A 24,342-nucleotide genomic window follows, 5' to 3' on the forward strand; every position below is an offset into this window, starting at 1 on the left:
GAGATGTATATTGTGGAAACAAGGTACTCAACACACCCAGATTATGCAAAAACATTTACAACAGAAGAACTTCGTAAGCATTATCTAATCGAAGAGTTATTCCTACCAGGTGAAATTAAGCTCGTCTATACAATGGAAGACCGCGCCATCGTTGGCGGCATCACCCCTATGGGAGAGACGGTTTCATTAAAGGGCTATGACGAAATTAAAGCAGATTACTTCTTAGAAAGAAGAGAAGTGGGGATTTTCAATGTAGGTGGAACTGGGAAAATCACTGTCGATGGTAAGACTTATGATATGGAAAACAAAGATTGCTTGTATGTGGGATTAGGGAAAAGAGAATTGCTTTTCAAAAGTGAATCAACCGTAAGTCCAGCAAAGTACTATCTATTCTCAGCGCCAGCGCATAAAGAGTATCCGGTCCAACACGTAGCGTTTAAGGATATTGAGGGTGAACGATTAGGAACGCTTGAAAATGCAAATGATCGAGTGATTCGCCGCATGATTCATAAAGAAGGTATCCAAAGCTGCCAAGTGGTTATGGGTCTGACGCAATTAAATACGGGAAGCGTTTGGAACTCGATGCCAACACATACGCACAACCGTCGAATGGAAGTTTACCTATACATTGATTTAGATGAAAATGCAAGAATGTTCCATATGATGGGTGAACCAACCGAAACTCGTCATCTTGTGATGAAGAACGAACAAGCAGTTATTTCTCCACCATGGTCGATCCATTGTGGCGGAGCAACTAGCAATTATACTTTTATCTGGGCAATGGCTGGAGAAAATAAAACCTACAATGACATGGATCAAGTAACCATGGACCAATTGAGATAATTTGTAAGCGTGTACCATGTAGGCAGCTAAATGGAAAGAAAAATATTAACGAAGAGGTGCATATAAAATGAGTTTAAGAGATTTTTCATTAGATTTTTTTAAGTTAACAGATAAGGTTGCGATCGTGACAGGAGGAAATACAGGTCTTGGTCAAGGATATGCGGTTGCACTAGCTAAAGCGGGAGCCGATTTATTTATTGTTTCTTATGATAGCACATGGGATGAAACACGAGAGCTGATCGAAGAAACCGGAAGAAAAGTATATTTCCACCAAGCAGACTTAACAAAAAGAGAAAACTTACAAACGATTGTTGATACATGTCTAAGCGTTTATGGGAAAATTGATATTTTAGTGAATAATGCCGGAACGATCCGCCGCAGCCCATTACTCGAGTATAAAGAGGAAGACTGGAACGCGGTAATGGAAATTAACTTAAACGCTGTTTACCTTCTGAGCCAAGCTGTTGCCAAAGTAATGGTTGAGCAAGAAAGCGGAAAAATCATCAATATCTGTTCGATGTTATCTTTCCAAGGTGGTAAATTTGTTCCTCCATACACAGCAAGTAAGAGTGCAGTAGCAGGTCTTACCAAAGCCTTTGCCAATGAATTAGGTCAATATAATGTTCAAATCAATGCGATTGCACCGGGCTACGTTGCAACAGCAAATACAGCTCCAATTCGTGCCGATGAAGGACGCAGTGAAGAAATTCTTTCCCGGATCCCTGCTGGACGCTGGGCAAATCCTGCTGATCTAATGGGAGTAGTAGTCTTCTTATCTAGTCAAGCCTCCGACTACATGAATGGTCATATTCTCGCAGTTGATGGCGGTTGGTTAGCACGCTAATACCATTTCACCCGGAAGGATTTGATCTCGTTGATTATTGGCAGATTAAATGACTTAGTCGAAAGCAATACTGTAGCTGAAAAATTGCAATCACAATTACTTTTCTTAAAAGAAGCTGATTTTTCTCAAGCTACTGCAGGACGTCATGAAATTAATGAAGATTTGTTCTTTTTCTTGAACGAATATGAAACAAAAGAGGCAGAAGATTGCTTTTGGGAAGCGCACCAAAAATATCTAGACTTTCACTTTATTTTAGAAGGTAAAGAAAACATTGCTGTTGACCATATTGAGAATCAGAGAGTAATAGAAGCATACAACGCAGAGAAGGATGCCATCTTTTTTGAAGGCAAAGTAAATTCTGTTATTACCATGAACCCTGGAGATGTCATGATCTGTTTTCCTGAAGATTCACATATGGCTGGAGTTATCGCTGAAGAAGCACAAAAGGTTAGAAAAGTTGTCCTCAAGGTAGCCATTTAATTTTGATAAAAATACTTATGTAGACTTGAAAGGTAGGTATTTAACAATGAATATTATGAAGTCAATTAAAAAAATCCCTGGCGGTTTAATGCTGGTTCCTTTATTGCTAGGAGCACTTGTCCATACTTTTACTCCCGGTGCAGGTGAATATTTCGGGGGATTTACGAATGGATTGATATCGGGTACAGTTCCAATTTTAGCAGTATGGTTTTTCTGTATGGGGGCAAGTATCAATATTAAAGCATCAGGTAAGGTTTTATTAAAGTCAGGAACACTTGTCATAACAAAGATAGCGGTTGCATGGATTGTTGCCTCGATTGCGATGCAATTCTTACCAGTTGATGGAATACAAACAGGTATATTTGCTGGATTTACAGTTCTTGCTCTAGTAGCTGCAATGGATATGACCAATGGTGGTCTTTATGCTTCTATTATGCAGCAATACGGTTCAAAAGAAGATGCGGGTGCATTCGTCTTAATGTCCCTTGAATCAGGTCCGTTAGTAACGATGTTGATTTTAGGTAGTACGGGAGTTGCTGTGTTTGAACCGCAAGCGTTTGTTGGAGCAGTATTACCATTCCTAATTGGTTTTGCTCTTGGTAACCTTGATCCTGATTTACGTGAATTCTTCAGTAGGGCAACAGAAACAATGATTCCATTCTTTGGTTTTGCTTTAGGGAACACGATTGACTTGGCAGTCATTGGAAAAACGGGCCTTAGTGGTATATTACTAGGTGTTTTCGTAATCATTATTACAGGTGTTCCATTAATACTAGCTGATAAATTTATCGGAAAAGGGAATGGTACAGCAGGACTAGCTGCATCAAGTACAGCTGGGGCTGCAGTAGCAAACCCAATGCTTATTGCCGAAATGAAACCGGAACTTCTTAATGCCGCTCAATCTGCTACTGCTATGGTGGCAACGTCAGTAATTGTAACTTCGATATTGGTTCCTATATTGACAGCCTATTACTCTAATTACATGAAAAAGAAAAACAAAGAGCACGGACCGAGTGGACATGAAGAACATAAAGCAACTGCTTGATAATAAAATCAAGGGAGACATATTCATCATATGTCTCTCTTTCCATTAATAGGAGGATCGATCACTATGAGTAGAATTATTACTGTGGGAGAACCGATGGCACTGTTTGTAGCGGAACAAGAAGGTTCATTGGAAAACGTAGGGCGTTTTGACCGTTTTGTGGCAGGTGCCGAGGTCAACTTCTCCATCGGTATGTCTCGTTTAGGACATCCAGTTACGTATATAACCAAATTGGGAATGGACCCATTTGGAAAAAATATCGAAAAATTTCTTAAGCAAAATGCAATTGATACCACGTATGTGACCTATGATGTGAACTATTTAACAGGTATGCAGTGGAAGGAAAGGGTCGTAAGCGGTGATCCAGAAGTATTTTCGGCAAGAAAGAATTCTGCTGCTTCCCATATGGATTTGGAAACAATCGCTAACTTAAATTGGGATGGCTTTGACCATATTCATTTAACAGGGATTCCCCCAGCATTATCGGCCGGTTGCCGTGAGATGGTCTATGAACTGATGAAAGAGGCACGGGCGAGAGGTGTGCAAATCTCTTATGATCCTAACTTGCGCCCGGGTCTTTGGCCAGACAAACAAGAGATGGCTCAAGTCATTAATGACCTGGCTTGTCGTGCCGATATTGTTCTTCCCGGCATCGAAGAAGGGAAGCTTTTAACAGGTAAACAGGACGTTCAAGAAATTGCTGATTACTATCACGCGGCTGGGGTAAAAACGGTCGTAATCAAGCTCGGGGCAAAGGGTGCGTTCACAAGCTCCGAAGGCGAGCAATTCTACACCGAGGGTTTCCGTGTAGAAAAAGTGGTTGACACGGTCGGTGCTGGTGATGGGTTTGCTGTCGGAGTGGTCAGCGGAATATTGGAAGGAATGCCGATCAAGGAAGCAGTAAAACGGGGAGCAGCAATTGGTGCACTTGCTGTTATGTCACCAGGGGATAACGACGGATTACCGGATAGAGACAGTTTGGCTGCTTTTATAGAAGACTCTTTGGTCAAGCTTTAACACATGGCGAAATGAAAAAAAGTAAAGAAAAACCATTTTATGGTTTTCTTTACTTTTGTATTTCAATGGAACCGCTGTAACCTAAATTTCTAGAGATGACCAAACTATACTGTTTCATTTTTTCAATTAAAGTATCGTTGATCACTTCCATCGTTATTCGATTTATTGGGCCAGAAATACTAAAGCTAGCAATAATCTTTCCTTTATGATCAAAGATTGGAGCAGCAATACATCTTAAAAATTCTTCATTCTCGACGTTATCTAATGCATAGCCTTGGCTTTTAACTTTTTCAATTTCTTCTAATAAATCTTCTTTAGAAGTGATCGTGGATGGCGTCTTAGGAATGAAGCTCATATTTGAAATGATTTCGTTTGCCTCTTCTTGAGTCATACCTGAAAGTAATATTTTTCCTACTCCTGTACAATACATGGGAGCTCGGCTGCCAATGCGGGAATACATGCGAACGGTTTGTGAACTTTCAATTTTATCGATATAGACCACTTCACCACGGTCCTCGGTGCATAAATGAACGGTTTCGTTGACTTCTCGTGATAATTTTTCTAAAAAGGGTTTTGAAACAGTTACAACATCGGTGTTATTTAAAAGATTTCTAGAAAGAAAGAGGACTTGTAATCCAAGTTTATATTTGTCAGTTTCTTCATCTTTTGTAACATAATTCATATTCGATAACGTAGCTAACAGTCTATGAAGGGTACCTTTGGTTAGTCCAATCTGCTCCGAAAGCCGTGTTATTTGGATGCCATCTGGATATTCAGAAAGCTTGTTTAATATAGTGAGAGCTCTTTCAAGTGATTGAACATTAGACATCGTTTTCTACCTCTTTTTAATAGTTTTCATTTTACATTTTTGAAACACTGTTCTACTACATGATACGGTATGAGAAATCTTTTGTAAATCTTTTGTAAATTTTTAATGCAAATCAAAACTATTTAAAAATAATTTTTCAAAAAATAATTGAAAGAAAGAAGTGACCAATAGGATGAAAAAAATTAATACGTTAACGAAAATTGCAGAATGTGGAGTCGTTGCCGTTGTAAGGGCAGACTCGAAGGAAGAGGCAATAAATATTTCGGAAGCCTGTGTAAAGGGTGGTATTCAAGGGATTGAAGTGACTTTCACGGTAAATGGCGCAGATGAAGTTATTAAAGAATTAGCCAATGTTTATCAAAATAATAACGAGGTGGTTATTGGAGCAGGAACAGTTCTGGATGCAACTACAGCTCGAATTGCGATTTTGGCGGGTGCGCAGTTTGTTGTAAGTCCAACCTTTGACCAAGATACAGCAACACTTTGTAACCTCTATCAAATACCATATATGCCAGGCTGCATGACAATCACCGAAATGAAACGTGCCTTAGAGGCTGGAGTTGATATCGTGAAGCTGTTCCCCGGGAGTGCATTTGGTCCGGATTTTATCAAAGCAGTAAAAGCTCCACTGCCGCAAGTAAATATTATGCCTACTGGCGGTGTTGATTTGGATAATATTGAACAATGGATTAAAAATGGTTGTGTGGCTGTCGGTGTAGGTGGTAATCTAGTAGCGCCGGCTAAAACTGGAGAATTTGACCAAATTACTGCCTTTGCGAAACAATATGTCGAAAAGGTCAAAGCCGCTCGAGGATGATAGGCCTTACACAAGTTTAAGGTTTCAAGTATCTTACCAAAGACATTTTAGTCTTTGGTAAGAGTAATATAATAAGGAGGAATTACGGATGCCAACAAATTTAAAAGACACAACTACATTAAGCAATGGAGTAAAAATGCCATGGATGGGGTTAGGCGTTTTTAAAGTAACTGAAGGTGAAGAGGTTATCCAGTCTGTAAAGGCTGCCATAAAAAATGGATACATAAGCATTGATACAGCGGCTATTTATGGTAATGAAGAAGGCGTTGGTCAAGCCATTAAAGAATCCGGTGTTCCCCGTGAAGATTTATTTATTACGACAAAGCTTTGGAACTCCGAGCAAGGATATGAATCAACCTTAGCAGCATTCGAAACAAGCATGAACAAGCTAGGACTTGATTACTTGGACCTTTATTTAATTCACTGGCCAGGTAAAGATAAATATAAAGAGACATGGAAGGCTTTTGAAAAGCTATATAAAGACGGACGCGTGCGCGCAATTGGCGTAAGTAACTTCTTGGTTCACCATTTAGAAGATTTACTCAGTTCTGCAGAGATTAAACCAATGGTCAACCAGGTGGAATTCCATCCACATTTAACCCAAAAAGAGCTGCTTGCTTTCTGTAAAAATGAAGGCATTCAACTGGAGGCTTGGTCGCCTTTAAAACAAGGCCAGCTTCTCAGTGAACCAGTTCTTGAGGATTTGGCTCATAAATATAATAAATCCGTTGCTCAAGTAATCCTGCGCTGGGATCTGCAACATGGTGTGGTTACGATTCCTAAATCAATCAAAGAGCATCGTATTATTGAAAATGCAAATATTTTTGATTTTGAATTATCTGCTGAGGATATGGAGAAAATCGATGGATTAAATCAAGATAGCCGTGCAGGATCCCATCCTGATACAATGAGTGCCGGCTTCTAACTTAAGAGTTCAAATTGCAAAACGTCTGCCCTTTTCGTTCCCGAAGGACAGACGTTTTTTCTCTTTTTCAAAACAAAGGAAAAAAAGTAAATATGCTATAATGTTCAATATCTTAATGGAGCAATTCCAAACGAATTTGCCTCAGGAAGGAGAACGGCACTTGAACATCCTGTTAAATCATAAGCTCATCCAAGAAATGTGTGGCACTGTCTCCTTCAAACGAGGAGATTATTTTTATCAATCGAAAAAAGTGACTTTTGAGCTATACCTTCCTCATCGTTGTCAAGCAACAGTCATAGGTGACGAGGATTTCCATGTCACGATCGAAACAGGTGCCAATCATCAGATTCGAACGGAATGCACCTGCCCAAAGCTTGCCTCTTTCTCAAAGGATTGTCAGCATATTGCCGCTGTATTAATAGCCGTTTGCGAGCATCAACGCCAAGGCAGCAGACCAACCGTTTCAAATTCAGCCAATCAAGAACTGACGGAAGGGCTACTCCACCTCTTTTCTGATCAGCCAATCCAATCAAGCGGCCATCAACTTCACTTTGAAAAAAGAATAGTCCTTGATATCGAGTTTACCTGTAAACCAGTGGATGTCGGCATGGGAAGATACCTTTTCGCTATCACCATGACACTCGCGTCAACCCCTATCCAAAACATCCGTATGTTTTTGGAGCGAGTTAGTCTAGGACAGACATACTCAATATCCAGTTCATTCACATACGATCCCAAGCTGCAATGCTTTCAAAAAGAAACCAACAGCGTAATCGAGCAACTCATCCAAGTCCTTCGGGATGAAAAGGTTTATCGGGATGTGGATATGGATGCGGTGCCTGACACCAATGAACAGCAGCTGCTGTTCATTCCATCCTCCTCTTGGGAGCGGCTGCTTCCGCTGCTAATTAGGGTACCATTGGTAACGTTGGAGTATGAGGGACAATCCTTTTCGGGACTTCATTTATCGACTGAGTCACTGCCACTAAAGTTTGACTTTACAAAAGGGGAGGAAAACAGCTTTCAACTGACGGTTAAAAACCTCGATCGGATGATTTTCCTAGAGGCCTATCATACGGTTCTCTTTGAAGGGAAATTAAAACAGCTGGAGGTGCAGGACTATCAACGTCTTTCCGACCTCAAAAAGATGTTAGATGCTTCAGGAACCAAGCAAATTCCGATTCCGCAAGAGCAAATTCGCTTTTTCCTGGAAAAAGTGGCGCCAGGGCTGAAAAAGCTAGGGCAAGTGAACATAGCTGAAGAAATCTCGAAGCAATTGCTGAACACCCCCCTAGTAGCTAAACTTTACCTGGATCGTGTAAAAAATCGCTTGCTTGCCGGGCTCGAATTTCACTATGAAAATTGGGTCATTAATCCATTGGAGAATCGAGATCCCCCCGCAGGCTCATTGGTGATTCGGGATGTGGAAAAGGAAGAGGAAATCCTTCAGCTCTTTGAAGATAGCTCATTTGCGAAGACCGACGGAGGATATTATCTCCATAATGAAGAACTAGAATATGAGTTTTTAGCTTACATTGTGCCAAAGCTCCAAAGGCTCGTTCGAATCTATGCAACAACTGCTGTCCGAAATCGAATTTCGAGAGAGAATTTTCGGCCGCAGGTGAGGGTCCGTGTCAAAAAGGAGCGTACCAACTGGCTCGAATTTAAATTTGAAATGGATGGCATCCCTGAAAGACAAATCCGTGAAGTGTTGGCAGCTTTAGAGGAAAAACGGAAATATTATCGTTTGCCGAATGGGTCGCTCCTCTCACTTCAGACAAGAGAGTTCAATGAAATCCAGCGTTTTCTATACTCCCCGCTTGCTAAGAATAAGGATCTCGCCAGCGGTTTGGATTTACCGATTGAACAAAGCTTGCAACTTCTTGATACCGTTGAGATTAGTGATGCGTTCAAGCTAGAAGAATCCTTTCGGCAGTTCCTAGCTCACCTTAAAGATCCCGGCAAGCTGGAGTTCGAGGTGCCAGCCAGTATAGAAGCGACGCTTAAAGACTATCAAAAGCATGGGTTTAAATGGATGAAGACATTGGCCTACTATGGTTTCGGTGGCATATTAGCCGATGATATGGGACTCGGAAAAACCATTCAAAGCATCGCATTTATCGTGTCAGTACAGTCTGATGTCCGTAAAAATAACCAGCCAATTCTTGTGGTATGTCCGTCTTCCTTGACGTATAACTGGCTAAGTGAGATCAGGAAATTTGCGCCCCAGATAAAGGCGATTGTTATTGATGGAACGAAAGCAGAGCGGACCAACCTGCTGAATAAACAGACGGATGCCGATGTATTGCTCATCTCTTACCCGTTATTACGCCGTGAGATTAGCTGGTTTGAAAAGCAAACGTTTCATACGGTGTTTTTTGATGAAGCGCAAGCCTTTAAAAATCCGTTGACGCAAACCGCCCGAGCAGTTAAGAAATTACGGGCCAATCATCGCTTTGCGCTTACGGGCACACCGGTGGAAAATGCCTTGGAGGAACTATGGTCGATTTTCCATGTTGTTTTTCCTGAACTTTTCCTTGGGTTGAAGGAATTCAGTAAACTTTCTAGGAAAAATATTGTCCGGAGAATCCGTCCCTTTTTACTACGCAGGTTGAAGGAGGATGTTCTTGCTGAGCTTCCAGAGAAATTGGAATCGCTGGAATCGGTGGAGCTGCTTCCTGAACAAAAGAAGCTGTATGCTGCTTATTTAGCGAAGCTGAGACATGATACGTTTAAGAATTTGGACAAGGATACGATTCGGAAAAATCGAATCAAAATTCTTGCAGGTCTGACTCGTCTGCGGCAGATTTGCTGTCATCCAGGCTTGTTTGTTGATGGTTATCAAGGGAAATCGGCAAAATTTGAACAACTCTTACAGATTATCGAAGAATCAAAGCTTTCTGGTAGAAGGGTGTTGATTTTTTCTCAGTTTACAAAAATGCTTGAGCTGATTGGCCGTGCGTTAACTGCGAGAAGGTTGCCATTCTTTTACCTGGATGGGCAAACTCCATCAGAAGAACGCGTCGAAATCTGCAATCGGTTTAATCGTGGTGAACGGGATTTGTTCCTTATTTCCTTGAAAGCAGGCGGGACCGGTCTTAATTTGATGAGTGCGGATACAGTCATTTTATATGACACATGGTGGAATCCAGCTGTCGAGGAGCAGGCAGCCGATCGCGCCCACCGGATGGGGCAGCAAAATGTCGTCCAGGTCATCAAGCTGGTTGCTCGTGGGACGATCGAAGAAAAAATGAATGAACTGCAAGATAAAAAGCGACACCTCATCGAAGAAGTTATTGATTCAGATGAAAAAGTCCTATCGACCTTAACGGAAGAGGATATTCGGGAGATTTTGATGATATAAGAAAAGGAGCTGCATGTCAGAATGGGTTCCGTTTCCTATCACAAAACGCTAATTAACAGCTAAATGCATAGCAAAAAGCACCGCTAATGCGGTGCTTTTTGCTTATAAAAAATGACCCAGTTCCTATGAACTTAGGCTACACAACGTAATAATTTCGAAGGCATATTGAACCAAAGCATCTTTTTAGTTGAAGAATATTATTTCTCTTGTAGTAAATATTAAATTTAATACTAATTATAAGGATAATATGACTATGACTGATAAGTTAGAAGCTATTCTGTGGAGTATTGCTCTCCCAGGCTTTACTCAGTTGTTAAACAGAAAATATGTTAAAGGTATCATTTTTATTTTCTTGGAGTTGCTCGTTAATGTTAATAGTCATTTTAACATGGTGATATTATATAGCTTTCAAGGGAATATTAGGGAAGCAATCGAAGCAACAAATTACCAATGGCTAATGTTCTACCCCTGTCTATATATGTTTGCTATGTGGGATGCTTATAAAGATACCGAAGAAGAAACTCCCCCTTATTCATATCTTCCTTTTGTATTTGGGGCTTATTTTGTAACAATTGGCCTTATTTACTCTCCTTCATTTAAATTAGGACAAATTTTACTTGGACCTGTGTGGCTTCCAATTTTGTCTTTAATTCCAGGATTATTGGTTGGGAATTTTATAAAGTGTCTGTTAATACGATTTAAATTTTAATGAAAGTGCTTATTATTGGTAGTAAATATGAAAAATGGAGGATTATATGATGACTCAAAAACAGGCTTTAAGTTCAAGTGAATTAGGAACATTGTGGATGACCTATCAAGAAAAAACAATGATACAAAGAATGCTTGAATATTTTATAGAACAAGCAGATGACAATCAAGCTAAAGAAATTATGCAAAATACTCATATGAAAATTATTAACTGTATTGAAGATATAAAAGCTATCTTAAAAAATGAAGGTGCTGTTATTCCTGTCGGATTTACAGAGCAAGATGTTAATACTGGCGTACCGAAGCTGTATGACAACATGTTTGATATTATGTTTCTTCGTCTTCTTCAAGAAATAAGCATGGGATTACATACACTTCATCTAAATATGTCATATCGCAAAGATATCATTCTTCTTTATAAACAATTAACTGAGTTTACCCAAAGTGGTTACGTTGAATGTGTGGACTATTTGCAAGAGAAAGACGTTTTATCACGTCCTCCTGCTGTAACTATGCCAAAGTCTGTTAAGTTTGTAGAGGGAAAGAATTATATGAGTGGTTTTAACTTGTTTTCTGAAAAACGTGCATTAAATACAGTTGAAGTAGCACATTTATATCACGCAATTGAATCAAATATTATTGGCATGCAATTGATAACGGGGTTCGCACAAGTGGCAAATGAACCCGAAGTAAAAAAATACTTCGTAAAAGGAAAAGAATTAGCTAAAAAAATTGTGACTGATAATACGCAAGTATTTCTTCAAAGTGATATTCAACCACCTTCAACATGGGGGGCAAATGCAACAGACTCAAAAGTAGCTCCTTTTTCAGATAAACTGATGATGTATTGTACCAGCATGTTTTGTAGCTTTGGTTTAGGAAGTAATGCATTAGGAACAGCATTTAGTTTACGAAGTGACCTCCCATTAAAAATGATTAATGAAGCAAAAGACATATTAACTTATGGGCAAGAGGGTGGAAAACTTATGACGAAAAATGGTTGGCTTGAAGAACCACCTCAAATGCAGGATAGGAACGCTTTAACTAAATAATCAAGATGCGATTACTGAAATAATAAAGCTCTCCTTACGATTTAGGAGAGCTTTATTATTTTACTTATAAAACATCTATTCCTTCTTATACTAAACTGCATCGTTAGCTTAGGTACACTTTTTCACAAACTTTATATGATAAGCAGGTATAGACTTCGACTCATACACCGCTGAATAGAGCGCCAGCGCATTTCGTATTTAAGCTCCGATGATATTCAACGATTGGCTGAGACCTAATAACGCAAATTGCCTAATAAATTTAAAGGCGAATAATGCGATAATCGGTGAAAAATCAATTGGACCAAGAGGCGGGATAAATCGTCTAAACAATCCTAAATAAGGTTCGACAACCTTGGAAATCCATAAACCAACCTTAGATGATTGAAATTTAGGAAACCAAGAACCGAAAATAGATATTAAAATTAACCAATAATATGCATCAAAAGCATACTGTCCAATTTGAAAAATAGTAGAGCCCAATATGATCTTCCATTCTATTTTAATTTTTTTAACGTAATAACTATTATACCTATGTATTCATACGATTAACATCCAAAAAGGTTTCAATAGATGAACGAACTTTTTTCTAACAACGGATGTATCCTATTTTTGGTGAAGGAGGTTAAGGACCTCTGGGATAAAATCTGCATAACTGTCGATATGAAAATCAGCCTCAATATTTCGATTTTGAAAGGCAACCGTTTTAATAGTTAATTTACGAGCAGGAATTAAATCTAAGTCACGATCTCCGACGACCAAATCAATCGGGTAACTTTTTAAAACATATTCATAGGAAGAACTATGAGGCTTTCTTGTAAATCCTTGTTCCTCAACCGAGACAATGTCTCGAAAGTATTTTGCTAAGTTGTATTTCTTAAGAAGAAATATAGTGGATTCCTTATCGCGATGTGTCACAATAATATTGTTTTCAACAGAAGATAAAGCTTCCTCAAGATGCTCAAAGGGCTTGCTTTCTGTTTTTGAATAGAAGTTATGTAAGGACTGGTATTCTTCTCTTCGTTTTTCATCAATTCCATAATGTTTAAAGGCTGTTTTTGAATCTTTTTTTAACCAGCTCAGGACCTCTGTCCGATCAAGGTCTTGCTGACTTAATTTGATGAATCCCTCGACAAGTGCCGGATAGGTATCAAAAAGTGTTCCGTCGAAATCCCATAGTATGTAAATAATAATCCCTCTTTTCAGTAACAGCATGATTTTATATTTAATGAGATTACCACAAGATTGCATAAAAAAGAAACCAGCAGGTCCCATCAATGGCTAAAATTTGTTATACTTTTCATAAGTAATGCACATGTTAAAGGATAGAAATGGGGGATAACCATGGCATTTGATAACTCTGTACTGGGGTTACCATATTTTAGCTTAGAAGCAGCCGCAGTCGACAAAAGTCCGAGTGAAATGGTCATTACAGACCAAACCGGGGAAAACTATTACATAGTCAGCAAGGAAGTATATGAGGATGGACCGCAACAAAACGGGTATAAAGTTGTGGTAAACGAAGGAGAGTAATGATACTCTCCTTTATTTATGTTTTTTCTATGAAAACTAGTTGTTTTTGTAAATAATTTGTTCATTTTGCCTATAATGAATTTAAGCGTCTAATATAAAGAATAGGGGGGAGATTTAATGAGCTATCAGCAAAAAACAAAAGAAACGGATCATAGTGTGATTGAGTTTATTGAAAATGTTGAGAATCCGAAAAAACGTGAGGATGCTTATAAATTAATCGATGTTTTTACTGAAACGACTGGATACGAGGCAAAGATGTGGGGGCCAAGTATTATTGGATTCGGTTCCTATCATTATAAGTATGAATCGGGTCATGAAGGGGATGCCCCTTTGGTTGGCTTTTCGCCCCGAAAAGCAAAAATTAGTTTATATTTTGCACCAGGAGAAACCAAGCGTGACGAATTGCTTAAATACTTTGGGAAACACACCACTGGAAAAGGGTGCGTCTACATTAATAAGATAGCAGATATAGATGTCAATGTACTAAAAGAGCTAATTACCCAATCAGTTGAATTTTTGCAAAAAAAATATCTAAATTCGAAAAGCAGTGAGTAAGAAAGAAGCGCTCTTAATTACCGTAAGCCTTCTAAATTCCATAGTAGGGTAAGAAAGAGGTGCTCTAAGTTACCGCGAGCCTTCTAATTTCCGTAGTTGGGTAAGAAAGAAGCGCTCTTAATTACCGTAAGCCTTCTAATTCCCATAGTTGGGTAAGAAAGAGCCTCCCTCCTGAGCGGCCGAAGGCATTTCGCTTTCCGCTGCTGTTGGGAAGCAATATTTTACCCAATAAAATTAGCTAATTCATTTGTGAATTTCTTCTGTTCTTCCCAGAACAAGCCATGGCCGCTGTGTTCGAACCAGACAAGCTTAGAGTTTGTGATTCCCTGACGAAGGACGGAAGCCAATGGCGGCAAACAAATCTGATCATGTTGACCTTGAAGAATCAAGGTGGGCACTCGGATCTTTTTTATATCAGCGAATAAGGTCTCATCTCTTAAAGAAGTCAACAAGCTAGCTGTCGAATGCCCCGCGGCTTCAAGACCTAATTGAAAGAACCAGTCTGAGAAAGGTTTCGTGAGAGCTTGATGAAAGAACATATTGGTTAAGTCAGCAAGCATTTTCGGACGATCATTATAAATCTGCGTCAGCATGGCATTAACATCCTTCGCTTCTAAACCAAAGGGAAATCCGGGCCGCTTGATAAAACTAGGAGCTGCCGCACCAAAAAGAGCTAATTTCGTGACCCCGTAGCCGTTATGACGCCCCATATACCTGATGGCAATTGCACCGCCAACAGAATGACCTGCAAGCGTGAAATTCTGTAATCGAAGTGCTTTAATGATTTGGCGAATATCGTCGGCCAGTCTGTTATAGGAATAACCTTCCCACGGTTTATCAGACTTTCCAAATCCCCTTAAGTCAATTCCAATACACCGATACCCCATGGCAGGAAGGACATTAAACTGATATTCAAATAATTTATGGTTTGCAGGCCATCCATGGACAAAGAGAATGGTCTTACTACTCTTGCGATTAATATCCTCAACATATATATTCACTTCAGGTGCTACTTTAATATAATACCCCAATTGCTATCCCCCCTTTCTAAAGGTATGGAAAAGTCCATTTACAATAAAGCTATTCATGGATAGCTAGGCTAATACATTAATGAACATTTAATTACAAGTCGAAAATTTCCACTTTTTCTTCATTTAATAGTTTAAAATGATAAATGTAGGAGAATGGTAGCACTCTCCTAAATAAAAATATATATATGTGAAATTATGAACAAACTAACTTTCATTCATCAACGAATGTTTTCTGAAAATATTTAATTGGAGCTGGTTACTGAAATGGAGAAAAAGAAAGTTGTCATTATAGGTGGAGGAATCACAGGTTTAGCTACAGCTTACTACTTGCAAAAGGAAATCAAGGAGAAATCTCTGCCCTTTGAAGTGAAACTAATTGAAGCGAGTAATCGTTTTGGCGGTGTCATCAACACCGTGAAAAAGGACGGCTTTATTATTGAAAAAGGTCCAGATTCCATTTTGGCACGCAAAGCGAGTGCACTTAAATTAATTAAAGAAGTGGGTCTTGAAGACAAGGTAGTCGCCAATACAGCCGGGAAGTCCTATATTTATGCTAGAGGCAAAATCCACTCGATGCCTGAAGGAGCTTTCATGGGAATCCCAACCCAAGTTACACCATTTGCGCTGTCTGGACTCTTTTCCCCACTCGGAAAACTACGAGCGGCTGGTGATTTTATTTTACCAAAAGGAAAAGAAAAGGCAGATCAATCGCTCGGTGAATTTTTCAGAAGAAGGCTTGGCGATGAAATAGTAGATAACTTAATCGACCCTTTATTGTCTGGCATTTATGCCGGGGACATTGACCGCTTAAGCTTAATGTCATTGTTTCCGATGTTTTATCACATGGAGCAAAAACATCGAAGCCTTGTACTCGGCTTGAAGAAAACGATGCCAACCCCACCTAAATCGGCTAAAAAGGAACCTTCCAAAAAAGGAATGTTTATCTCCTTATCAACCGGTTTGGAAACGTTAATTGATGAAGTCGTTAAGCGGTTGGACGAAGGAACTGTCAGCAAAGGAACACCGGTTGAAAAGATAGTGAAAGATCAAAGCCGTTATACGATTACCTTAGCCAATGGAACAGTTGAACAGGCGGACAGTGTGGTCATCGCGACTGAACATTTTCATGCCAAAAAAATGCTTTCTGAGTATTCGTTCATGAAAAAATTCGAAGAAATGACTTCTTTTTCAGTAGCCAACGTTGCGATGGCCTTTCCAAAGTCGGCAATTAAACAAGATATTGAGGGAACAGGCTTTTTAGTTTCAAGAAACAGTGACTTTAGAATTACTGCCTGCACATGGACGCATAAAAAATGGCCGGGGACGACTCCAAAGGACATGGCATTATTACGCAGTTATGTTGGTAAACCAAATGATCAAGCGGCCGTTGATTTATCTGATGAAGAAATTATAAATATTGCATTACGGGATTTAAATAAAACGATGAACATAACCGAAAAGCCGCTGTTTCATGTTGTTACACGATGGAAGCAGGCGATGCCACAATATAATGTTGGTCATATTGAACGGATGAAAAGCGTCAAGGAATCACTTACTAAGGAGCTGCCAGGAGTATTTTTAGCTGGAGGTTCCTATGAAGGTGTGGGTATCCCGGACTGCATTGACCAAGGGGAAGCAGCAGTTAAGAAGGTATTGGAGTTCCTGAAGTAGTTTATACGTTGGAGTAGGGATCCGAAATTCCTACTCTATTTTTTATGAAAGTTTTTCTTCTAAAATGGTTAGAAGTTATAATAGAGAGGTAAATTTTCTTCAAGGCATGGGCATGAGAAAGAGCTAACTATATTAATTTATCAAAGGGCGGAGAACAAATTGAAACCGAAAATTTATATTACAAGGATGCTCCCAAATGAAATTATTGATAAACTTTCTGGAGATTTCGATGTGAGAATGTGGGAAGAAGAAGATATCCCGGTTCCGAAGGAAGTATTATTAAAAGAGATAGAAGATGTAGACGGTCTCATTTGTCTATTTACAGAAATGATTGATGAAGAGGTTATAACGAAAGCGCAGAATTTAAAGGTGATTAGTAATGTAGCAGTGGGCTATAACAATATCGATATTGAAGCGGCAGCAAAGAGAGATATTATTGTTACCAACACGCCTGGTGTTCTAACTGAAACGACGGCTGATTTAACATTTGCTCTTTTAATGGCAACTGCAAGAAGAGTTGTGGAAGCTTCCGATTACTTGCGTCGTGGAGAATGGGGTTCTTGGTCGATGATGCAGCTAACTGGACAGGATATTTATGGTGCAACCATGGGGATTATTGGATTAGGAAGAATTGGCGAGGCATTGGTCAAGCGGGCGAAGGGCTTTGATATGAAGGTTCTTTATCATAATCGGACACGAAAACTCGAGAAAGAACAAGAACTGGGAATCCACTATGTTGAGCTAAAGGATTTGCTAGAGCAATCGGATTACGTCTGCTTGCTACTTCCATATAGTCCGGAGGCACATCACTTAATTGGGAAAGAAGAGCTATCCCTTATGAAAAACGATGCTATTCTTATTAACTCGGGTCGAGGAGGGCTTGTTGATGAGGATGCTCTATTTCATGCATTGAAGGAGGGTGAGATTTGGGCAGCCGGTTTAGATGTATTTGAACAAGAACCGGTACCAGTTGATCATCCATTACTCACTCTGCCAAATGTTGTAACCTTGCCTCATATTGGCAGTGCTAGTGTCAAAACAAGAATGCGAATGGCTCATCTAGCTGCTGATAATATGATAAATGTATTAAAAGGGAATGAACCAATTACCCCGGTTTTCTTAATAAAAGCTCAATAGCAACCTTTGCGCGACCAGATGAAATTGATCTATTTATTACAGATGAGGATGTTTCAGAAGACAAAAAAAATTACTTTACATTAAAAAAATCGAAATCGAAATAGCAGAATAATAAAACGTTATATAAAAATTATTCTCTGTAAGCGTTAATAATGTAGAGTGTCAGGCACCACACGTGGACAAATGTCCACGTGTGGTGCCTGACACTCTTTTCCTTTGGTGCGAATGTGTACATTTTGTGAAGGTAAATACTTGAAATGGTTGTGTGAATTATATAGAAAAAATTGAGGTTGAAGCATTGGTAGATATGGATTCTGAAAATTAAGAAGGTTAGAATGAGAGTAATTGCCAAATAAAAAATGATTGTTAAGAGAGCGAAAACAAATTAAACTTAAATAAGCTAATCATTATTGTAAAAGAGTAAATATCATTTTATTAAAAAAGCAAGGTCGCTTTGTTCAGCAGAGTCTGGTCTGAAGCTGGACAATAAAAAAGTTGTACTTCCTAGTTGGTACCTCTATGTAATCAACTTTTATTATATTAAAAAAAGGGGAAATGCAAATGAAAAAGATTAGTTTAGCATGGCAGATATTCATTGGTTTGGCACTCGGTATTATTGTCGGGGCGGTTTTTTACGGTAATCCGCATGTGGCAACCTACCTCCAGCCAATTGGCGATATATTTATTCGCTTAATTAAAATGATCGTTGTTCCTATCGTTATCTCCAGCCTGATTGTAGGTGTTGCAGGCGCTGGTGATATGAAGTCATTAGGGAAATTGGGCGGAAAAACACTGCTCTATTTTGAAATCATTACCACGATTGCGATTGTTGTCGGATTACTGGCAGCTAACGTGTTCCAACCAGGTGATGGCGTAGATAAATCGAAACTTACCAAAACAGATATAAACAGTTATGTTGAGACAGCGCAACATACAGAGTCCCATTCTATGATTGACACGGTTGTGAATATTGTTCCTACGAATATCATTCAGTCCATGGCAAACGGGGAAATGCTTCCGATTATTTTCTTTTCTGTTATGTTTGGACTTGGATTGGCGGCGATTGGAGAGAAAGGGATACCAATTATCAATTTCTTCAGGGGAACGGCCGATGCGATGTTCTATGTCACAAATCAAATCATGAAAGTAGCACCATTCGGTGTGTTTGCGTTAATTGGTGTGACGGTTTCGAAGTTTGGCATCACCTCATTAATTCCACTTGGAAAACTAGTCCTTGTTGTATACGGATCAATGTTTTTCTTCATTCTAGTTGTCCTAGGATTAGTAGCAAAAATTGTAGGATTTAACATTATCAATCTCATTAAATATTTAAAAGATGAATTAATATTAGGATACACGACAGCAAGTTCAGAAACAGTACTTCCGAAACTTATGGAAAAAATGGAGAAACTGGGCTGTCCAAAGTCGATTACATCGTTTGTTATTCCAACGGGATATTCCTTTAATCTGGATGGCTCGACGCTTTACCAAGCGATTGCCGCATTGTTTATTGCGCAAATGTATGGAATTCATATGAGTATTGGACATCAAATCACATTAGTTCTTGTATTGATGTTAACTTCTAAGGGTATTGCTGGTGTACCGGGTGTATCGTTTGTTGTATTGCTTGCTACATTAGGAAGCGTGGGAATCCCTGTAGAAGGACTAGCATTTATTGCTGGTATTGACCGGATTCTTGATATGGCACGTACTTGTGTAAACATTGTCGGAAACTCTTTGGCTGCCATTGTTATTACCAAATGGGAAGGCCATGAGCTTAAAGATTATCAGGAACAAAAGGCAGCTTAATATTTTGAAAAAGGGCATCTCCGAAATGGGAGATGTCCTTTTCATCGATGTAATGGTTTTGAATGTTAAATAAAGTCAGTAATTGTTATTGATGAATTTAAGTTCTGCGTACTAGGACCATGTCGACAATCCAGGTTATAGAAATAATATTTCCAAAACCAACTTGACAGGTAGGAAAAGTCAGAATAAAATGTAAATAATTCAAAGAAAACAATTAAATAAATATTAAGCTGATTGGAAAACCAAAGGCTTATACTCTTTCATCAGGGGTATAAGCTTTTTTTATTAGAAAGGGGACTAACTATGATATTTCCGATTAGTAAGAGCAGTCCACATTGTTGTATCTTCAAGTTTATGTAGGGATATAAGGTCTTTTTTTACTATAAAACCAAGTAATCTTATGTGAAATTAGGAGATTGAGAGAGGATGATATTATGGCAATCGTGGATCAAACAAAAGCAAACTATATTCTATCGATACTTAAGGGTTTGGAGTATGGTTCTGTAGTCATTACTGTTCATGATGGCACCATCACCCAAATTGATAAAACAGAGAAAACTAGATTTGCACTAAAAAAGAGTACTTCTAAAGATAATGCTAAGAATAAGTAGTTTTTTAAATAAAAGGAGGAAATGACAAATGAAATTAGCTTATAAATTTACAACGGTACTTATGCTCATCGCCCTTATTCTAGCTGGGTGCAGCAGTCAGTCTAGTAATCAAGAAACTAAGAAAAAGGATGGGGGAACCAAACAAGAGGCAGCAAAATCGAAAGAACCTGTTCAATTATTAAATGTTTCCTATGACCCTACCCGGGAGCTTTATGAAGAGTTTAATGGAGAATTCGCTAAGTATTGGGAAAAGGAAAATGGCCAGAAGGTGACCATTCAACAGTCCCATGGCGGCTCAGGGAAACAAGGGCGGGCTGTTATTGATGGGCTTCAGGCAGATGTTGTGACGCTGGCATTGGCATATGACATTGATGAGATTGCCAATCTTGGCGGCTTACTTTCGAAGGATTGGCAAAAGAACCTGAAGGATAACTCGACTCCGTACACGTCGACGATTGTATTTCTTGTTAAAAAGGGCAATCCAAAGGGTATTAAGGATTGGGACGATTTAACGAAAAAGGGCACTTCCGTTATTACCCCAAACCCGAAGACGTCTGGCGGAGCTAGATGGAATTACTTAGCAGCTTGGGCGTATGCAAAGGATAAATATAATGGTGATGAAACGAAAATTAAGAAGTTTATGAGCCAACTTTATAAAAATGTGGAAGTTCTAGATTCGGGCGCACGCGGGGCAACCACTACTTTCGTGGAACGAGGCATTGGTGATGTCTTGATTGCCTGGGAGAACGAGGCGTTCTTGACACTTAATGAATTAGGCAAAGATAAGTTTGAGATTGTTGTTCCATCGATTAGTATTCTGGCCGAACCACCGGTTGCCGTGGTGGATAAGAACGTCGATAAAAAGGGAACCAGAGAGGTAGCAGAGGCCTATTTGAACTATTTATACAGTGATGTAGGTCAGGAGATTATCGCAAAAAATTACTATCGTCCACGGAATCAAGCGATTCTTGACAAGTATGCAGATGTGTTTCCAAAAATTAATCTAGTGACAATTGACAAAGATTTTGGCGGATGGAAAAAAGCACAAGAGACGCACTTTAATGATGGCGGGACGTTTGATCAGATTTATCAGCCGTAATAAGCTGTAAAGTTAGTAATGGGTGTCCTGAACTATAAGGAATTTGGGATGCCCTCCATGTATCTTATCCGGAAGGGGTCAACCTCATGGCTCGTTTAGCAGGTTTGAAAATGAAAAGAAATAGTGTGCTGCCGGGCTTCGGCCTTTCGCTAGGATTTACGATGTTTTATATTAGTCTCCTTGTCATTCTGCCATTATCGATGATTTTTATTAATTCTGTAAGTGTTGAATGGTCGAAAATCTGGGGGACGATTTCTGATCCAAGGGTGGTTGCCTCCTATAAACTGAGTTTTGGTGCCGCCTTCTTAGCGGGCTCTATTAATGTGATCTTCGGTGTACTCATCGCATGGGTGCTGGTCCGTTATCCGTTTCCTGGCAGACGAATCATAGATGGGCTGGTTGATTTGCCGTTCGCTCTACCAACAGCGATTGCCGGGATTGCATTAACCACTTTGTATACGGAAAATGGCTGGGTTGGGCAGTTTTTAAGCTTTAAGGTGGCGTTTACTCCGCTCGGGATAACACTAGCCTTAACGTTTATCGGTCTGCCTTTTGTGGTCCGTACCGTGCAGCCCGTTTTGCAAAGCTTGGAAAAAGAAATGGAAGAAGCCTCTGCAAGTTTAGGAGCGAACCGTTTACAAACATTTATAAGAGTTATTTTTCCTGAATTATTGCCGGCTGCACTCACCGGTTTCGCGCTTGCCTTTGCTCGTGCGCTTGGGGAATATGGGTCGGTAGTCTTTATTGCCGGAAATATGCCGATGAAGACAGAAATTACCCCGCTGTTAATCATGACTAAGTTGGAACAATATGATTACGCAGGTGCAACAGCTATTGCAGCAGTTATGCTGATTTTTTCCTTCACAATCCTGCTTATTATTAATATCTTACAATGGTGGACAAATCGGAAATTTATTTAGTTTTTAATTCAACTATTTGGTTCAGAAGGAGGTACATATGGCCGGAAATGTTCCATTGCAATTTACAAATCCACCACTTCAAACGACAGCCGGCAATTCTGAGCCGCGACTCGTGCGCTGGATACTAATCACACTTGCACTAGCGTTTCTAGGTTTGTTTTTGGTGTTACCCTTGGTTGCCATTTTTATAAAAGCCTTTGATAAGGGGATCGCCGTCTTTCTTGAAGCGATTAGCAACCCAGATGCTTTATCTGCAATCAAGTTAACGTTAATCATTACTCTAATCACTGTACCACTCAATGCCATCTTTGGTATTGCTGCGGCCTGGGCCGTAACTAAGTTTAATTTTAAAGGAAAAAGTCTGTTGATTACGATTATTGACCTCCCATTTGCGATCTCGCCGGTTATCGCCGGATTGGTATTTGTCCTATTATTTAGTGCGCATGGCTTATTTGGACAATGGTTAATCGATCATAATGTCAAAATTATCTTCGCTGTACCGGGAATCGCGCTGGCCACACTCTTAGTGACGCTGCCTTTTGTTGCCCGGGAACTAATCCCGTTAATGCAGACCCAGGGGACGGCTGATGAGGAAGCATCGTTGACGTTAGGAGCGAGCGGTTGGAAGACCTTCCTTTTGGTGACCCTGCCGAATATAAAATGGGGATTATTATATGGAATTATTCTCTGTAGTGCTCGAGCGATTGGGGAGTTTGGAGCCGTTTCGGTTGTGTCAGGGCATATCCGGGGTATGACCAATACGATGCCGCTCCATATTGAGATTTTATACAATGAATATCAATTCTCGGCAGCTTTTGCGGTTGCTTCCTTAATGTCATTATTCGCCATTATCACTTTGGTCGTCAAAAATATCATTGAATGGAAAGCCAAGAAGTCTTTTGAACCTGAAGAAGGAGTACATTAAAATGAGCATTCAAATTCAAAATATCTCAAAATCATTTGGAAACTTCCAAGCCCTTGATGATATTAATTTTGATATTCAAACAGGGGAGCTCATCGCGCTTCTTGGTCCGTCTGGTTCCGGGAAGACATCGCTGCTAAGAATCATCGCAGGCTTAGAAAAGGCTAATCAGGGAGCTATTCTGTTTGGGAAAGAAGATATCACTCATATCAGCACAAAGGAACGGAAAGTAGGATTTGTGTTTCAGCATTATGCCTTGTTCCGTCATATGACTGTTTTTGAAAATGTAGCGTATGGATTAAAAGTCCGGCCAAGAAAAACGCGTCCTTCCAAAAATGAGATAAAAGAAAAGGTCATGGAATTACTGAGTCTAGTAAAACTAGAGTCCTTTGCTGACCGATACCCATCCCATTTGTCCGGGGGTCAGCGGCAGCGCGTGGCATTAGCAAGAGCACTAGCTGTTGAGCCAAAGGTTCTCTTGTTAGATGAACCGTTTGGCGCATTAGATGCCAAAGTTCGGAAAGATCTTCGCCGATGGCTAAGAAAGCTCCATGATGATTATGAGATTACGAGTATTTTTGTGACACACGACCAGGAGGAGGCGCTCGATGTTGCCGACCGAGTGGTTGTGATGAATGAAGGAAAGATTGAGCAAATCGGTACGCCAGAGGAAGTCTATGAAAACCCAAACAGTCCGTTTGTATATCACTTTTTAGGAAATGTTAATTTGTTTAAGGGGCGCCTTCATGGCGGGAAATTACGTCAGGGTGATTTTGTAGTTGATGCTCCTGAATTCTTGGGGACAGAGAATACCGAGGCGGTTGGTTACGTTCGGCCGCATGATATAAGCATCGAAAGAAAAAGAAGCGTAGATTCCGTTTCTGCAAAAATTAACTACATTCATTTAGTCGGAGCCGCCGTACAGCTCGAACTGATTCGCAGAGACAATGACGAGTACCTAGAAGTAGAATTAACTAAAGAGCAATATCGAAACCTTAAACTAAAAACAGGCGAAGAAGTGTTTGTAAAACCAAAACAACTAAAGGTCTTTATACCCGAGGATTACTCAATTTAAAACCAATGGTGCCTGACACCATTGGAAACCACACCTAAAAGACGAGCTTGAATTCAAG

24 protein-coding genes are annotated in these 24,342 nt (G+C 39.7%); 20 read left to right on the forward strand and 4 right to left on the reverse strand.

Translation table 11 applies throughout. The features are described 5' to 3' along the window. Positions 1–12: 12 nt before the first annotated feature. From kduI to BDR01S_RS16875, 5 genes are all read left to right on the forward strand, one after another. On the forward strand, positions 13–843 hold the full coding sequence (kduI, locus tag BDR01S_RS16855; protein WP_066250790.1) for a 5-dehydro-4-deoxy-D-glucuronate isomerase: 831 nt from the start codon (positions 13–15) through the stop codon (positions 841–843). A gap of 67 nt (positions 844–910) precedes the next feature. Beyond that, a complete protein-coding gene (gene kduD, locus BDR01S_RS16860) occupies positions 911–1,687 on the forward strand; it encodes a 2-dehydro-3-deoxy-D-gluconate 5-dehydrogenase KduD (RefSeq protein WP_066250793.1) in 777 nt (258 codons plus the stop codon). Positions 1,688–1,717: 30 nt separating this feature from the next. Beyond that, on the forward strand, positions 1,718–2,167 hold the full coding sequence (locus BDR01S_RS16865) for a NanQ anomerase/TabA/YiaL family protein (RefSeq protein WP_066250795.1): 450 nt from the start codon (positions 1,718–1,720) through the stop codon (positions 2,165–2,167). A 46-nt stretch (positions 2,168–2,213) separates the two neighbouring features. Continuing rightward, positions 2,214–3,212 (forward strand): 2-keto-3-deoxygluconate transporter, encoded by a 999-nt coding sequence (gene kdgT, locus BDR01S_RS16870; RefSeq protein WP_066250799.1) that lies wholly within the window; start codon positions 2,214–2,216, stop codon positions 3,210–3,212. 66 nt (positions 3,213–3,278) lie between these two features. Beyond that, on the forward strand, positions 3,279–4,229 hold the full coding sequence (locus BDR01S_RS16875; RefSeq protein ID WP_066250801.1) for a sugar kinase: 951 nt from the start codon (positions 3,279–3,281) through the stop codon (positions 4,227–4,229). A gap of 49 nt (positions 4,230–4,278) precedes the next feature. Here BDR01S_RS16875 and BDR01S_RS16880 read toward each other — a convergent pair whose 3' ends face one another. After that, the gene (locus BDR01S_RS16880) at positions 4,279–5,058 is read right to left on the reverse strand and encodes an IclR family transcriptional regulator (RefSeq protein ID WP_066250804.1); all 780 of its coding nucleotides are present in this window, start codon (positions 5,056–5,058) and stop codon (positions 4,279–4,281) included. A gap of 172 nt (positions 5,059–5,230) precedes the next feature. On the opposite strand from BDR01S_RS16880, the gene BDR01S_RS16885 reads away from it, so the two are divergent. From BDR01S_RS16885 to BDR01S_RS16905, 5 genes are all read left to right on the forward strand, one after another. Next, positions 5,231–5,875 carry a bifunctional 4-hydroxy-2-oxoglutarate aldolase/2-dehydro-3-deoxy-phosphogluconate aldolase gene (locus tag BDR01S_RS16885; RefSeq protein WP_066250806.1) on the forward strand — a complete coding sequence of 215 codons (645 nt, stop codon included), beginning with the start codon at positions 5,231–5,233 and terminating at the stop codon, positions 5,873–5,875. Positions 5,876–5,963: 88 nt separating this feature from the next. Next, positions 5,964–6,800 carry a glyoxal/methylglyoxal reductase gene (pgoN, locus tag BDR01S_RS16890; protein WP_066250809.1) on the forward strand — a complete coding sequence of 279 codons (837 nt, stop codon included), beginning with the start codon at positions 5,964–5,966 and terminating at the stop codon, positions 6,798–6,800. A gap of 160 nt (positions 6,801–6,960) precedes the next feature. Continuing rightward, the gene (locus BDR01S_RS16895) at positions 6,961–10,164 is read left to right on the forward strand and encodes a DEAD/DEAH box helicase (RefSeq protein ID WP_066250812.1); all 3,204 of its coding nucleotides are present in this window, start codon (positions 6,961–6,963) and stop codon (positions 10,162–10,164) included. A 247-nt stretch (positions 10,165–10,411) separates the two neighbouring features. Beyond that, positions 10,412–10,873, forward strand: a complete 462-nt coding sequence (locus BDR01S_RS16900) for a hypothetical protein (RefSeq protein WP_066259668.1) — start codon at positions 10,412–10,414, stop codon at positions 10,871–10,873. Positions 10,874–10,922: 49 nt separating this feature from the next. Beyond that, complete coding sequence (locus BDR01S_RS16905) at positions 10,923–11,924, forward strand: DUF3231 family protein (protein WP_066250815.1); 1,002 nt, start codon at positions 10,923–10,925, stop codon at positions 11,922–11,924. Between the two features lie 198 nt (positions 11,925–12,122). Here BDR01S_RS16905 and BDR01S_RS16910 read toward each other — a convergent pair whose 3' ends face one another. Both BDR01S_RS16910 and BDR01S_RS16915 read right to left on the reverse strand, forming a co-directional pair. Further along, positions 12,123–12,404: a YggT family protein gene (locus tag BDR01S_RS16910; protein WP_066363263.1), complete on the reverse strand. Its 282-nt coding sequence runs from the start codon at positions 12,402–12,404 to the stop codon at positions 12,123–12,125. A gap of 123 nt (positions 12,405–12,527) precedes the next feature. Further along, the gene (locus BDR01S_RS16915; RefSeq protein ID WP_235846594.1) at positions 12,528–13,172 is read right to left on the reverse strand and encodes an HAD-IA family hydrolase; all 645 of its coding nucleotides are present in this window, start codon (positions 13,170–13,172) and stop codon (positions 12,528–12,530) included. A 93-nt stretch (positions 13,173–13,265) separates the two neighbouring features. Between BDR01S_RS16915 and BDR01S_RS16920 the strand changes: the two genes are divergently transcribed. Further along, positions 13,266–13,454: a hypothetical protein gene (locus BDR01S_RS16920; RefSeq protein WP_066250821.1), complete on the forward strand. Its 189-nt coding sequence runs from the start codon at positions 13,266–13,268 to the stop codon at positions 13,452–13,454. 117 nt (positions 13,455–13,571) lie between these two features. Next, positions 13,572–14,009, forward strand: a complete 438-nt coding sequence (locus tag BDR01S_RS16925) for a DUF1801 domain-containing protein (protein WP_066250823.1) — start codon at positions 13,572–13,574, stop codon at positions 14,007–14,009. A gap of 221 nt (positions 14,010–14,230) precedes the next feature. Here the strand turns inward: BDR01S_RS16925 and BDR01S_RS16930 are convergent, their stop codons facing one another. Further along, positions 14,231–15,040 carry an alpha/beta fold hydrolase gene (locus BDR01S_RS16930; protein WP_066250826.1) on the reverse strand — a complete coding sequence of 270 codons (810 nt, stop codon included), beginning with the start codon at positions 15,038–15,040 and terminating at the stop codon, positions 14,231–14,233. Between the two features lie 264 nt (positions 15,041–15,304). On the opposite strand from BDR01S_RS16930, the gene hemY reads away from it, so the two are divergent. The 8 genes from hemY to BDR01S_RS16965 all read left to right on the forward strand — a co-directional run bounded on the left by hemY (position 15,305) and on the right by BDR01S_RS16965 (position 24,284). Then, positions 15,305–16,711, forward strand: coding sequence for a protoporphyrinogen oxidase (hemY, locus tag BDR01S_RS16935; protein WP_066250828.1), 1,407 nt, complete (start codon positions 15,305–15,307; stop codon positions 16,709–16,711). 159 nt (positions 16,712–16,870) lie between these two features. Further along, the gene (locus BDR01S_RS16940; RefSeq protein WP_066250831.1) at positions 16,871–17,848 is read left to right on the forward strand and encodes a 2-hydroxyacid dehydrogenase; all 978 of its coding nucleotides are present in this window, start codon (positions 16,871–16,873) and stop codon (positions 17,846–17,848) included. A gap of 561 nt (positions 17,849–18,409) precedes the next feature. Further along, positions 18,410–19,657, forward strand: a complete 1,248-nt coding sequence (locus BDR01S_RS16945) for a cation:dicarboxylate symporter family transporter (protein ID WP_066250834.1) — start codon at positions 18,410–18,412, stop codon at positions 19,655–19,657. Between the two features lie 434 nt (positions 19,658–20,091). Further along, a complete protein-coding gene (locus BDR01S_RS24985) occupies positions 20,092–20,268 on the forward strand; it encodes a YezD family protein (protein WP_066250838.1) in 177 nt (58 codons plus the stop codon). 28 nt (positions 20,269–20,296) lie between these two features. Further along, positions 20,297–21,367, forward strand: coding sequence for a sulfate ABC transporter substrate-binding protein (locus BDR01S_RS16950; protein WP_066250839.1), 1,071 nt, complete (start codon positions 20,297–20,299; stop codon positions 21,365–21,367). 86 nt (positions 21,368–21,453) lie between these two features. Continuing rightward, positions 21,454–22,287 (forward strand): sulfate ABC transporter permease subunit CysT, encoded by an 834-nt coding sequence (gene cysT / locus BDR01S_RS16955; RefSeq protein WP_066250842.1) that lies wholly within the window; start codon positions 21,454–21,456, stop codon positions 22,285–22,287. 37 nt (positions 22,288–22,324) lie between these two features. Then, positions 22,325–23,212, forward strand: coding sequence for a sulfate ABC transporter permease subunit CysW (cysW, locus tag BDR01S_RS16960; RefSeq protein ID WP_066250845.1), 888 nt, complete (start codon positions 22,325–22,327; stop codon positions 23,210–23,212). Position 23,213: 1 nt separating this feature from the next. After that, positions 23,214–24,284 carry a sulfate/molybdate ABC transporter ATP-binding protein gene (locus BDR01S_RS16965; protein ID WP_066250847.1) on the forward strand — a complete coding sequence of 357 codons (1,071 nt, stop codon included), beginning with the start codon at positions 23,214–23,216 and terminating at the stop codon, positions 24,282–24,284. Positions 24,285–24,342: the final 58 nt, after the last annotated feature.

Source organism: Neobacillus drentensis NBRC 102427, from assembly GCF_001591445.1.
Classification (GTDB): Bacteria; Bacillota; Bacilli; order Bacillales; family Cytobacillaceae; genus Neobacillus; species Neobacillus drentensis.